The sequence below is a fragment of the Flavobacterium circumlabens genome (assembly GCF_004345565.1).
GTDB lineage: Bacteria > Bacteroidota > Bacteroidia > Flavobacteriales > Flavobacteriaceae > Flavobacterium > Flavobacterium circumlabens.
Window position 1 is genome coordinate 587,772 of the sequence record NZ_SLWA01000003.1, and the last position, 14,478, is coordinate 602,249.

General features: G+C 34.0%; 6 protein-coding genes. All 6 read left to right on the forward strand.

The genetic code is table 11. The features are described from left to right. Window positions 1-358 precede the first annotated feature (358 nt). The 6 genes from EV142_RS10690 to EV142_RS10715 all read left to right on the forward strand — a co-directional run bounded on the left by EV142_RS10690 (window position 359) and on the right by EV142_RS10715 (window position 14,361). A complete protein-coding gene (locus EV142_RS10690) occupies window positions 359-3,172 on the forward strand; it encodes an AraC family transcriptional regulator (protein ID WP_132035320.1) in 2,814 nt (937 codons plus the stop codon). A gap of 630 nt (window positions 3,173-3,802) precedes the next feature. Then, a complete protein-coding gene (locus EV142_RS10695; protein WP_132035323.1) occupies window positions 3,803-4,018 on the forward strand; it encodes a hypothetical protein in 216 nt (71 codons plus the stop codon). A 529-nt stretch (window positions 4,019-4,547) separates the two neighbouring features. Then, window positions 4,548-7,838, forward strand: a complete 3,291-nt coding sequence (locus EV142_RS10700) for a SusC/RagA family TonB-linked outer membrane protein (protein WP_132035326.1) — start codon at window positions 4,548-4,550, stop codon at window positions 7,836-7,838. A gap of 11 nt (window positions 7,839-7,849) precedes the next feature. Next, window positions 7,850-9,652: a RagB/SusD family nutrient uptake outer membrane protein gene (locus tag EV142_RS10705; RefSeq protein WP_132035329.1), complete on the forward strand. Its 1,803-nt coding sequence runs from the start codon at window positions 7,850-7,852 to the stop codon at window positions 9,650-9,652. A gap of 46 nt (window positions 9,653-9,698) precedes the next feature. Next, window positions 9,699-12,590 carry a SusC/RagA family TonB-linked outer membrane protein gene (locus EV142_RS10710; protein ID WP_132035332.1) on the forward strand — a complete coding sequence of 964 codons (2,892 nt, stop codon included), beginning with the start codon at window positions 9,699-9,701 and terminating at the stop codon, window positions 12,588-12,590. A gap of 25 nt (window positions 12,591-12,615) precedes the next feature. Then, complete coding sequence (locus EV142_RS10715; protein ID WP_132035335.1) at window positions 12,616-14,361, forward strand: RagB/SusD family nutrient uptake outer membrane protein; 1,746 nt, start codon at window positions 12,616-12,618, stop codon at window positions 14,359-14,361. Window positions 14,362-14,478 lie beyond the last annotated feature (117 nt).

Genomic DNA, 14,478 nt, shown 5'->3' on the forward strand with positions numbered 1-14,478 from the left:
ATACAGGAGATTCTAAATCTCCTGTATTTATTTTTAGCCTATTACTATTATCACTCTAGCAAAACCAGCGAAAGTATAGTTTTAAATGTTGTCTCGATGGTCGAGGATGTAACTTTCTCCATACCTGTAAAAGACTGTTTTTTTAATTGAAAAGTAGCTAATAAGGAAGCTAAATCAATGAAATCTTAGGAGTGAAAATATTTTTTTTTGAATTATATTCATCAAAACTGACTTTAATTTTTATATAATAAAAAAAAATGGCGTTATTTTATTTAAAACGTTTTAAATAAAATATTTAAATATCTTTGTATCTACTCCCACTACTACTATTACTATTTAATTGATACATCATATTGCTTTGAAAAAATTTATAAGTATTTTAATCTTCCTTTCTCTGTTAGGACTGCAACCATCCTATGCACAAATTGTACCTCTTCAGATTTTCAATACAGAGGGAAATAGTGGAAGAGTTAATTGCCTGTTTCAGGATAAAATGGGTTTTATCTGGATAGGAAAAGAAACAGGATTGTACCGTTATGATGGACATGAGTTGAGGAGCTTCAAGTCAAAACCAAATGATGTAAATTCTATTAGCAGTGATAATATTGTAGCAATAAATGAAGATACATTGGGGAACTTATGGGTTGGTACAAGAAGTGGCGGTCTGAATTGTTTGGATAGAAAAAGTGGTAATTTTAAGCGTTATATACATGATGAGAACAATCCAAACTCTTTTAGTTTTAATGAGGTTTGTACTATTTTGCCTGATGCTGTTGGTAATTTATGGATTGGAACAGATGGTGGCGGTTTAAATTTTTTCAACAAAACTACAGGTAAATTCACCGCTTTTAAAGTGGGCAAAAAGAAATGTAAAAATCTAGACAGCAATAAGATAATTCACATAGAGCCTGCCGGAAAAAATAAATATTGGCTGGGAACATGGGCGGGAGGTCTGTATCTTTTTGATTCAGTGACCAACTGTTTTCAAAAAATGGGCAAAGGGACAAATTATGAGAGCAGCAATATTTATTTTATAAAAGAAGTAAAACCTGGAACGCTATGGATTTCGACAGATAACAAAGGATTAATTTCTTTTGACATAAAATCCAAAACATTTTCTACCGTGATTCCTGAAGGCCAAGCTTTTTTTTTACATAACATAATTAATACAAATAAAGGTGAGGTGTATGTTGCATCTAACAGAGGATTATATTACTTTGCCTCTGTAACTTCGCAACCACGGTTATCCTTCGAATTCAATTCCATACAGTGTTTCTTTTTAGATAAAACACAAACGCTCTGGGTCGGGAACTCAAATGGCAAGGTTGGAAAAATCAATTCGTTTAACAAGCAGTTTCATTCAATTTCAGCCAATGACGTACTTAAAAATTTTGTTTCGTCCATGTTTTTTGACACTATTTCTAATACATTGTATTTCTCTTCTCAAAACCATTTTGTAGCATACAATCCTATCACCAGGAAAGCAAATTTAACATCGTTGCCACAGCAGTTTTGGTATTCGTTTTTTAAAATTCGAGGAAAAAAGGATGAATTTATTGTAGCGATACGCTCCGTCGGATTGCGGATATTCAATTATAAAACTAAATCATTGACACCTTTGAAATTTGAGAGCAACCCGTACAAAAATCTCTTGGATTCTGAGATTAACATGATTAGCCCAGATGGTTCTAAAGGTTTTTGGATTAGTGCCAATGGAGCGGCATTTCAGATTAATCAAAATGAAAAATCAGGTAGTTGGAAAATTGTCAAAGCAATAATTCGGAGTGAAAAAGGGTTACTTTCAGATTCGGACTTTCCAACTTGTTTTCAATTGCATCCTAATGGTGATTTTTTTATTGGAACTCAAGGAGGCGGCTTAAATCAGCTGACTAAGTCAGGAAAGCAAAAAAAATATTTGTCGTCCGCGACCGCAAGTGATTATAAATTGTCAAACGATTTTATTGAGTGCATGGCAGTCGACAAAAAAGGAAACCTTTTGGTTGGTACGCAAGCGGGATTAAATAGATTTAATGTAAAAACAGGGTCATTTAGCAAATTGATGACTACCTCCGGACTTATTGATAATTGGATTTTATCAATAGTCACAGATGCTAAAGACAGAATCTGGATTAGTACAAGAAAAGGTATTTCCCGAATTTCATCTGACTTTAAAAGTATTAAAAATTATAATACGGATGACGGAATACTATCTGATTCTTTCCTTGCAAGATCTGCTGCAAAAGATATTCTTGGTAATATTTATTTTGGTTCATCAAAAGGGATGGTTTGGTTTCACCCTGACAGCATATATGATAATCCACATATGGCGGATGCAGCGATAGTAGGTTTGAAAATTAATGAAAAATATGTAGGTGTCTCTGAAAATTCAGTTTTAAAACAAAGTATAGAGCTTACGAATGAAATAGTATTAAATAGAGATCAGTCTTCTTTTTCATTCCAATTAGCAGCTTTAAACTATTTTAATCCCGGAAAAAATAAAATTCAATATAAGCTGGAAGGATACGAGGAGGATTGGCAAGTGGCCGATGTCAATCAGGTTGCATCTTATTCTGAAGTCTCTCCCGGAACCTATACTTTTAGTGTTCGGGTTTCGAACGATGATGAAGTCTGGAATCCGGTTCAAAGAAAACTGGTGGTAAAAATAATAAGACCTTTCTGGATGTCGTGGTATGCTATTATTATTTATTTATCAGTAGTAGGGGGGACTTTCTATTTTATACGTAAAAGTATTACAAAAGAGTTGAACTCTCGAACCATTTCAAGTGAATTAATAATTCAAATTCCTATAAAGGAAGAAGATACAGCCGATCAGAAATTTATCAAAAAAGCATTGGCGTTAATAAATGAAAATATTGGCAATAGTGAATTTGGAGTACTCCAATTGGCCGAAAAAATGAATTGTAGTCGTGCTCACTTATATCGAAAAGTGATTGCAATGACTGGAGTCTCAGTTTCGGATTTTATAAAACAGACACGGATAACAAAGGCAGCTCAATTACTTTTACAAAAAACAGGAAATATTTCGGATGTTGCTTATAGCGTTGGATTTGATAATCCTGGTTATTTTAGCAAATGCTTCAAAAAACAGTATGGTGTTACTCCTGCAAACTATATTGTAAATCATTTAGATCAACAAAATACTGATGATTAAAAGTAAACATCTTTCTTTTGTATTTAAAATCATTCATTAATGCCTTGTATGCATGATGAGTGATTTTTCTTTACGTAGCATAACCTGAAAAGTATAAATTTATATCTGAGTAATAACATGGATTAATCTTCACCATTAGGGATTTTCTCAAGGTCAATTGATTATTACTTGCTTCAAAAACAATTTCGATCCCCGTGCAAAACCTCCTGGTTTTTATTCTTCTTCATATTATTTTAATTCCTAATTCACTTTTGTCCTGACCTGCAATTGGCTGTATGAATTAAATATTTTGACACAGTTTTAAAATGTTATTGATGTAATTCAGTTTGGTATTTCTTAATTATACGACTAATCAATATTCTTATAATAGTTGATTACAATTTCAACATACTTCTTTAATTGTAAATCGATATTATTGCATTACCGCTTATAATGAGCGATTTTTTCCATTTATTGAGCGATATATTCTATCCATACAACCCTTGTGATAATACATTTGTAGCAAGAAAATGAAATGGAAGATTACGAAAAAATCAATATATTCCAATAAATAAATATTTCGTGAAATTTTATAGGTGTTTTTTTTCGTTTTCTATAAACCACCAAAATACTAACTAAAAAAATTAACCAATGAAAAAACAATTAACTTTATTAATTTCATTTCCACTGTTGTTGGCAACTCAACTTATAAGTGCACAATCAACAACTGTAAGCGGATTGATTTATGATCAATCTGGAAGAGCAATTCCCAAATCGAATTTTAGAGAAAAAATACTGCTAACATTTCTTCTTCCTATTATTTCAGGAGCTGTAGTATTAAGATTGGAGAATCTGAATCAATATTAGTTTTTCTCAATTATTGATTATGTCTCAAAACAATTCTTTGAATATAAATGAAACACTAAGTTTCTTTTTCAAAAGAAATAGGAGCGGATATGGCACAGTAAAGAAAAAAATTGACAGGTCATACCCAGGTAAATTTAAAAAACAATTTCACGAAGCTCCTAACATCAATATTTTGCATTTGCTGAATTCTTTGCGTGATTGTTAATTAAGATTTTTATTAAAATTTAAAAAGGTATTAGCTTCATAAAATAGTGCTGAGTTTTAAAGCTGAAATAAACTTTAGAAAAAATCAACAATGAAAGAATTACTTTTTTAAACATGTTTAAAATGAAGTGTTTTTAAAAGATAAATGACACTGACTTAAATTTTATTTATAAAAACTAACAATTAAAATTTAAGAATCCAACCAACTATAACCAAGCATTTGGGCTTAAATTACTGTAGAAGATTTAATTAAAATCTACATTTAAATAAAGTCCATTATTTTAAACCATAAGGGATTTCGATTCCTTTAAAAAAAATATACTCTATGAAAATAGTATTCTGTAAGATTAATTACCTCGTAATGACTTTAAGTGTTTTTTCTTTAGTACCTGAAATCGCTGCCAACAATGTTGGTGCGATAAAAGGTAACAGTTCAAAAACAACTGAAGTTACTGCCGAAATCGGCAATGGGTTAAATGTATCCCGTCCTGCTGCTGAAGATTATTGTATTACTTTAATACCAATTGAAGGCAATTCTTCTAATGAAACATTCGATTTAAATGACTCTGACTTAGGTTTAAAAAACATAGTCGTAAAAGGTAAAGTAATAGATCCTGCCACCGGATTAGGTATTCCCGGGGTAACTGTTTTAATAAAAGGAACCCAAAAGGCGGTTTCTACGGATTTTGAGGGAACCTTTCAAATTGATGTAGATAACAGCAACGCCATATTGATTTTCAGTTTTATAGGTTATGATACCATTGAAGCGGCAGTAGGAAATAAAACGTTACTGAATATATCGCTCCAGCCTTCCAATACAACTTTAAGTGAGGTTATCGTGGTAGGTTTTGGTAAACAGAAAAAGATTAATGCGACGGGAGCTATATCCACTTTATCAGGAGAAGCTTTAACTCAATCACCTGTTGCAAACATTAGTAACTCATTAGTTGGTCGTGTTTCGGGTGTATTCGCTACACAAGGCGGAGGTGAACCTGGAAATGATGCGTCAAAAATTAGAATAAGGGGTGTAGGTACTTTTACAGGAAACACAGATCCTCTCTATTTAGTAGATGGAATGCAAGTTGACAACATCAATAACATTGATCCCAACGAAATTGAATCCATAACAGTTTTGAAAGATGCATCATCTACCGCAGTATATGGAATTAGAGGAGCAAATGGTGTATTGATTGTTACCACTAAGAGAGGTAAAACAGGTCCGCCAAAAATCAGTTACACATTCAACATAGGTGTAAATAAATTTACCGACATGCGCGAGGGCATGAATAGTGCCGATTATGCTTCAAATTTTAATCGTGCGTTAGAAAATGATTCTTTTGTTACTGGGGCAGTTTATGTACCAAAATTTACCGAAGCTCAAATTGAATTGTATAGAAATGGAAGCGATCCTGTATTTTACCCAAATAAAAATTGGCCTGATGAAATGTTTAGTAAAAACTCCACTCAAACACGCCACAACCTACAGTTAAGTGGAGGTTCGTTGAAAACAAAATACTTAGTGTCTTTAGGCTATTTCTCTCAAGAAGGATTGTTTAAGGATACCAAAGATATTGTTGATGCATTTTCCCCACAATCCACTTTCAAGAGATATAACCTTCGTTCCAATTTTGATTTTATCATTACTGATCGCTTAAAAATGAAAATTGATTTGTCCTCTCAAACAGAAGCCAGAACCGGTAATAACGCAAGTAATACTGAGAGAGTAATTGGAGATATTTTTCGTGCTAGTCCATTAAGTTCGCCGGGAATAATAGATGGTAAAATAGTTAATCTTACTACTGTTGAAAACAATCCTTACACGTCTTTACTTTTACCAAATAACGCTGGAGGGTTAAAACGTTCTTATCGTAATTATTTTAATGGTCTCATTCGTTTCGATTATGATTTAGGCTTTATTACTAAAGGGCTTTCTGCCCAAGCGAACATTGGCGTTCGAACCTATAATGACCAAACCGTTACAAATGCTAGAACTCTTGTTACCTACTTAGCAGTTAGACAAACTCCACCTGCCACTGGAATAAATTTTATACCAAGTCGTGATGAAGCTAGTCAATTTAATTTTGCACAAACAAGAAACTTTTATCGACAAATTACTGCCGAAACTGCTTTAAATTATTCAAGAAGTTTTGGAAAACACAATGTAAAGGGCTTATTGCTTTACAATGAGCAAAAAACCTTCGACCCGGATTTAGCTTTCGACATACCAAAAGGATATCAAAGTTATGTTGGTCGTGCAGAATATAACTACGATAGTCGTTATTTAGCAGAATTTAACATTGGTTATACTGGTACTGAAAATTTTGCAGAGGACCAACGATTTGGTTATTTTCCAGCTTTTTCATTAGGTTGGGTAGTTTCACAAGAATCTTTTTTTCCAAAAGATGCTTTTGTTAGTTTTCTGAAAATCAGAGGTTCTTATGGAGAAGGAGGGAATGATAATATTGGAGGTAATCGCTTCTTGTATAGACCAACAAGCTATAGTACATTTCCAAATGCGTATTATTTTGGAAATATAGGTTCAACTCTTGCCACTACTCAAGGAGTTAGAGAAGGTGCTACTGGGAATCCAGATGTAACTTGGGAAAGATCCGTTAAACGAAATATTGGTGTTGAATTAAATGTTTTAGATAATAAAATAAAATTTAATGGTGATCTATTTGATGAATATCGTGATGGTATTTTAGCGGCAACTCAAACAATTTCATCAATATCAGGATTGGAACAACCTTTTACTAACCTTGGAATTATGGCAAACAAGGGATTTGAGGCAGAAATATCATACAGTGATAAAATAGGTCAAGTTGGTTTCAGTATTTCAGGTAATTATAGTTTTGCGCGAAATAAAATTCTATACCAAGATGAAATTCCTAGAGAATTTGATTATCAAAGAAGAACTGGTCAAAGTACAGGTCAATTTTTTGGTCTAGTTGCCGAAGGTCTTTTTAATACGTGGGATGAAGTAAACGCCCCTGATAGACCTATTTATTCTTTTGCTAACAACAAAATTCAGCCTGGAGACATTAGATACAAAGATGTAAATCAAGATGGCGTAATTGATTATGATGATTCCGTGCCAATTGGGTATTCACGAATACCAGAATCGACATTTGGGGTAACACTTAGAGCAGATTACAAAGGGTTTGATGCAACTGTTTTATTTCAAGGCGTAGGTAATGTATCTCACGAGTATACTCGTTTTCAAAGAAGTACTGGTTTTAATCAAACCCCAAATGAGGGTTCTGCAAGTTATATGAATGAAAGCTGGACTCAAGAAAGATACGATGCAGGGTTACCTATTAACTTTCCTCGTTTTACTACATCTGCCAATCCAAACCAAGAAGCATCATCGTTCTGGTTGGCTGATGCTAGTTATATACGTTTAAAAAGTGTAGATGTTGGATATAATTTTAAGGGCAGTTTTCTGAAAAAAATTAGAATTACTAGCTTACGTTTTTATGTAAATGCAAACAACTTATTTACATGGTCTAAAATGTTGCCAGGTATTGATCCGGAGAATGTTTCAGCAGTTAGTCCCAATGAGGAGCCATATCCTTTGACACGTACAATAAATACAGGTTTTAACATTAATTTTTAAATTCTTTTATCATGAAAAAAATATATAGTTTTGGGTTATTATTATGTTTATTAATAACATCCTGTAATGATGATTTTTTAGAAAAAGCCCCAGGAGTAGATTTAACGGAAGATTTCGTATTTACCAATAAAGCTAACTTAGATGTATTCATAAATACAATTTATAGATATGGTGTCCACTCTAATTTTCGTTATGGAAATTATGCGAGTAGTTATCCTTTTTCAAAAACAACAAATACTGGTAGCATTCATCCAAGTTCTAGTATTAGCGATGAAGGTGATGCCTCACAACAACCTGGTACTGAAGGAAACAACGTTTGGAACTCAGGTAATATATTACCAACAAACATTCATACTACCGAAGATATTCGTTATTACATTCGTTGGATAGCCATACGCCAAATCAATTTGGTTTTGAAAAGAATCAATGAAGTGCCAGACCTTGATGAAAATTACAAAAATCGAGTAATTAACGAGATTAAGTTTATTAGAGCTTTGAACTACATGGAAATGCTTAAGCGCTATGGTGGCATGCCAATTGTTACTGAAGTATATGAAGCAGGAGCACCAATTGTTAATCCGAGAGCTACTTTCGAAGAGTGTGTTAATTTTATTTTAGAAGACTTAGAAGGAGCCATCATAAATTTACCAGCTACACATTCTGCGTCTGAGACAGGAAGAGCGACCAAAGTAGCCGCAGCGGCACTAAAATCTGAGGTATTACTATATGCGGCTAGTCCTCAGTACAATACGGCAACTCCTGTATTATCCATGGCTAATGCAGCAGACAATAAATTGATATGTTATGGTAATTATGACGCCAATCGCTGGAAGCTAGCAGCTGATGCTGCAAAGGAAGCACTTGACTTAGCGACAGCAAATAATTATCTATTAGTTGATGTAGTAGCCAATAGAAATCCAAATGATTTAAACAATGGAACATTAGGTCCATTAGGTAATTATCGTGTTTCTTGGGAAGTTCCTAATAACTCAGAAGTAATTATGATGTATCAAGGGGGAGCTAATAGAGCTAATGGTGTAACTGCCAATTATTGGGATCCATTGGCATTTTGGAACCCTAGAAGTTTCGGCTCTTTTTGGAGTGGCATAACTGTTCCCTTAAACTTTTTTAAGAAATATGAGAAATTGGATGGAACACCTCAAACTTGGGAGGCTACTGGTGGTACAGATTTAATTGCAAAATATGCACAATTAGATCCTCGATTTAAACAATCAATGACATATACAACTGCCTATCATTTCAGTAGTTTTAATTTTGCTGAAATTTACGAAGGAGGAAGAGACTATCCGCTCTGTAATGGTGGGATGTGGTTACGAAAATACATTCCAAGAAATGGGAATAATGCATATTTTCCAATGGATGTCATCTTTCGAGTTAACGAACTGTACCTCAATTATGCCGAAGCACTTAATGAAGCATCAGGAGTTCCTCCAATAGAGGCTTACAATGCTGTTAACGCCATAAGAAACCGCTCAGCCATGCCTAATCTTCCAGCGGGACTAACCAAAGATCAATTTAGAGAGCGTGTTAGAAATGAAATTGCAATAGAAATGCTTAATGATGATCATCGCTTTTGGGATGTGAAACGTTGGTTAATAGCTCAAGAGGAAGGTGTAATGCAAGGAGATTTTCATGGAATAAAGATTACTAGAACAGGTACAGCACCCAACTATAAATACTCATGGGTGCCTTATAAATTTGAAACTAGAGTTTTTCCAGATAAAATGTATCTACACCCTTTGCCACTAAATGAAGTACAAAAAGGGAATTTAATACAAAATCCAGGTTGGTAAATGCATTGGCGATTTTAACTATCAATTTAACCCGAAAAAAATAATTATGAAAATACAATATAAAAACATATATATATTCATTACCCTCTTGTCTTTGCTTATAAATAATGCATTACAAGCACAAGAGGTAAATAATGAAGCCTTAATAAACCAAGATACCATTGGTATATCCATAGAGGAAAATCATATGGATATTGGGTATGACAAACAACGAAGAGAAAAGGTTACGAGTTCTATTTCAACGGTAAAAGGTAAAGATTTAGAGCAAAATTTTAATCTAAATTTAGGAAACACATTATATGGTCGTTTAGCGGGGGCAACGGTAACCCAGGGAGGTTCTGAACCAGGTATTTCAGCACCAGGCATATCCATTAGAGGTTTAAATACTTTTGGTAATGCGGGTAGTGGACCACTTTATGTCATTGATGGCTTTGTTACTAGTGGGTCAGGTACTTCTAATGCCTTCATGCAACTAGTACCTGAAGAAATTGAAAGCATTTCAATTCTAAAAGATGCTTCTGCAACTGCCGTTTATGGAGCAAGAGCAGCAAACGGTGTTGTATTGGTAACCACTAAAACAGGAAAAGAAGGACCTATGAAAGTTAGTTTTACTACTAGACAAGGTTTTAATCAAGCACAATCGTTACCTAAGTTTCTTGGAGCATATGATTATAGCCTTTTATATAATGAAGCTTTAGCCAATGATGGTTTAGCTCAAAAATATACTGCTAGCGATTTGGAAGCTTACAAGAATGGTAGTGATCCCTTATTCCATCCCAATGTAAATTGGTATGATGAAGTTCTACAACCGATAGCACCAGTAGCTAGCTATGACATAAAATTTACAGGTGGTGATAAATTTATTAAATATTTCGTTATGGCAAACGCCATCAATAGTAATGGTTTAATAAAAGAGTTTGGTGATTTAGATGAGGAAAGTTCCAATTCGAAGTATGAAAAATATAATTTTCGATCTAATTTAGATCTTAACATAACAAAAAATCTATTAGCTGAATTTAAAATTGGTGGAGCAATTGAAAGAATTAGAAATCCTGGCACCTATAATGTTGGTGGAACGTTTACCTTGTTGCAACAATTACCACCAAATGCGTTCCCTGTATTTAACCCAAACGGAAGTTATGGTGGAACTAATATTTATGCAAATCCAGTAGGTAATTTACTTTCAACAGGTTTTGCCGAAACCAATACAAGAACGATTCTAGCTTCATTGAAAATAACTCAAAAACTAGATGTAATTACCAAAGGCTTGAGTGTGTCAGGAGCAATCGCTAACAATAATTATTTTGAATCAGGTACTATAAAAACGAAGACGTATCCACGCTTCTCTATCACAAAAGGTGCTAATGACGCAGTAATTTATAGTCCAGCAACTGGACAATTATCTCCGTTAACAAATACTGATGAAACTTTAGATCAATATAGAAACATTACCATTCAAGCTTTTTTAAACTATAACAGAACTTTTGGGAAATCAGACATTTCTGCAATGACCATGTTTAATACAGACAATATCACGCTTAATGGTACTACTGCCAATGCTACAGATCCTTATAAACATAATAGTTTTTCAGGACGCCTTACTTACATGTATGATAATCGATTCATAGCTGAATTTTCGGGATCGTATATGGGAACTGAAACTTTTGCACCAGGAAAAAGATATGGTTTTTTTCCAGCGGGTTCAGTAGGTTACATCATCTCAAATGAGTCATTTTTGAAAGACAACAACACCCTTAATTTCCTAAAATTACGCGCATCTTATGGACTTGTTGGAAATGATGTCATTCAAACATTAGGTTCAGGTACTAGATATGGTTATTTTCAAACTTATGGTGGTCCAGGTTACACTTTTGGAACTGGAAATTCTGGCTTTGGTGGTTTTCAGGAAAATACCATTGCCAATCCAAACATTACCTGGGAAAAAGAAAAAACCCTGAACATAGGTTTAGATTTTACGATCTTTAAAAACCTTCACATTTCTTATGATTATTTTAATCGTGATCGCTATGACATTTTAGTTTCTGCTAATAGTATAATTCCTGCGTTTACTGGTATTCCATCACCAAACTTAAACCAAGGAAAAACTAAAAGTGAAGGTTTTGACATGTCATTACGCTATAACTTTAATAGTAAAAAACAATTTAGATTTTTTGCTGAAATAAATGGAGGCTATTTTGAAAATAAAATCGTTTTCAATGCTGAAGCACCAAATTTAAATACTCAATCACTTAGAACAAACTCAGTAATTGGACAACCATTTGGATTAAATGCCATCGGTTTTTATAGTGCTGATGACATTCTTTTACGTCAGACTGATCCTGCCAGCGTACCAGGTGTAGTAACTGAGGTAATCAAAGCGGGAGACATTAAATACCAAGACATTGGAGGGCCAAATGGAATGCCTGATGGCATCATTGACGTAAATGATGTTATGGCAATAGGAAATCCAAGCATGCCTAATTTCACCATGGGTTTGCACACAGGATTTAAGTATAAAGGTTTTGATGCCGATTTTGTTTTACAAGGTGTAACAGGTAATACTGTTTATTTGGGTGGTAATACATTTCACGCTTTTCAAGGTAATGGACAAGTTGGTCCAATTGCTTTGAATAGATGGACTCCCGAGACAGCTGCAACTGCTGATTATCCAAGATTATCCTCAAGAGATAACCTAAACAATTATCAGTATTCAAATTTTTGGCAACGTGATGGAAGCTTTATCAAATTAAGAAGTGCAGAAATTGGTTTCACGTTTCCAACAAATGTTGCCAAATCAATAAAAATGGATTCAGTTCGATTCTTCCTCACAGGAACAAATATTTTTTCCATAGATAAGATAGAATATGGTGATCCAGAATCATTAGCAGGTTATCCCGTAATGAGAACTATTAACATGGGTATCAATTTACAATTGTAACTCCTTAATATTTAAAAAAATTATTATGAAAAAATATAAGTATATTATAATTGCCTTAATTAGCCTTGCATTTAATGGCTGTGAAGATCTTGATAGAGAATTTGTTACAACACTTCAGCGTGACGAAATCGATGCTTCTTTTGAGAATGTTAGTTCTTTATTAAACTCCATATATTCAGAGCTTCCCGATGGTTTAACGCCCATAGGTGGAGCAGCCATGATGGCATCTGCATCAGACGAAGCTGAATTTAGCATTCCAACTAACAGTGTACAGAATTTTAATACTGGTGGATGGAATGCAGTTAGTAACCCAGAGTCATTTGTTTGGGGGAATTATTATAGGGGTATTCGTAAAATAAATCAGTTTTTAGTATCAACAGATAAAATTAATCTTGACCGATGGAAATTAGACCCTTCATCGCAAATCATTTATGAACAAAACCTTGCCGCTATTGCAAGATGGAAATATGAAGCCCGATTTTTACGTGCGTATTTTTATTTTGAATTGGTAAAACGATACGGTGGTGTTCCTCTTTTAAATACAGAACTATCTCTAAATGATGATTTTACATCTTATAAGAGAAATACTTTAGAAGAATGTATTAATTTTATTACTTCAGAATGCACTATAGCTGCTCAAAACTTACCATTAAATACATCTACATTGCCTTACGCAAATCTTAATGATTTAGGCAGGGTAACAAAATTATCAGCGTTAGCGCTGAAAAGCCGTGTATTATTGTATGCAGCAAGTGATTTATTCAATACTCCGTCTTGGGCTGCCGGATACCCTAATCCAGAATTAATCTCATTACCCTCTGGTAATCGTAATGATCGATGGAAAGCGGCTTCGGATGCAGCAAAAGCTGTAATTGATGCTGGAACTTTACCTGTGTTGGGGGCATATAAAGCATTGTTTAACACTAACAATAATGCCGAAATTATTTTAGCAAGAACCAGTGGTCGCAGTAATGCGTTTGAAAAAATTAATGCACCTATTGGGTTTAACACTGCCACAGGTGGTAATGCACCCTCTCAAGATCTCGTTGATGCATATGAAGTAAGAGTTGGATCTGGTGCTAGTGCTACCGCAGTGATGTTTAACTGGAATGATCCAGCAATGGCAGCTAATCCTTATGCTAATAGAGACCCGCGTTTGGATTTTTCAATTGTGGTTAATAAATCTAATTTTGGTACACCTGCTCGTCCTGTACAGCTATGGGAAGGAGGGTTAGATGGCAAACCAATCATAAATGCATCTAGAACGGGTTATTATTTAAGAAAATATCAATTCGAGAGTTTTAATCTTACAAATAATGCTGATGGTATAAAAAGTTGGATTCTTTTCCGTTTTCCTGAAATTTATCTTAATTATGCTGAAGCCTTGAATGAATGGAGTCCTGGTAATGCGGACATTAAAATTTATTATGATAGGGTTAGGTCTAGAACTGGTGTTGCGATGCCAGGTCTACCAGCAGGTTTATCTCCAGCACAAGTTAGAGAAAGAATCCGTAATGAAAAAAGAGTGGAATTTGCCTTTGAAGATCACCGTTTATGGGACGTTCGTAGATGGATGCAAGGTCCTGAATTTTTAGGAAAACCATTAAGAGGTGTTAAAGTCATCAGTACAAATCCAATAAATACGACTTTTAGCTATACTCCGGTAATTGTAGAAAACAGAACTTTTGATGCTAAAATGTATTTATATCCTATTCCTCAAAGTGATTTGAACATTAGTAAAGGAGGACTTATTCAAAATCCGCTGTGGTAGAAAAATAAAAAATATTCATTGATACAAAATAGTCAACCGTGGCCGGAATTTACCGGCCACTTGATTTATACAATTAGCTTTCTGTAAAACTATTCTACTGTTATAAAAAATTAATCT

What these genes read in the sequence shown, in the direction of transcription:
- EV142_RS10695 (WP_132035323.1), top strand. Translation starts at nt 3,803, where the DNA reads ATGAAAAAACAATTAACTTTATTAATTTCATTTCCACTGTTGTTGGCA.
- EV142_RS10700 (WP_132035326.1), top strand. Translation starts at nt 4,548, where the DNA reads ATGAAAATAGTATTCTGTAAGATTAATTACCTCGTAATGACTTTAAGT.
- EV142_RS10715 (WP_132035335.1), top strand. Translation starts at nt 12,616, where the DNA reads ATGAAAAAATATAAGTATATTATAATTGCCTTAATTAGCCTTGCATTT.
- EV142_RS10705 (WP_132035329.1), top strand. Translation starts at nt 7,850, where the DNA reads ATGAAAAAAATATATAGTTTTGGGTTATTATTATGTTTATTAATAACA.
- EV142_RS10710 (WP_132035332.1), top strand. Translation starts at nt 9,699, where the DNA reads ATGAAAATACAATATAAAAACATATATATATTCATTACCCTCTTGTCT.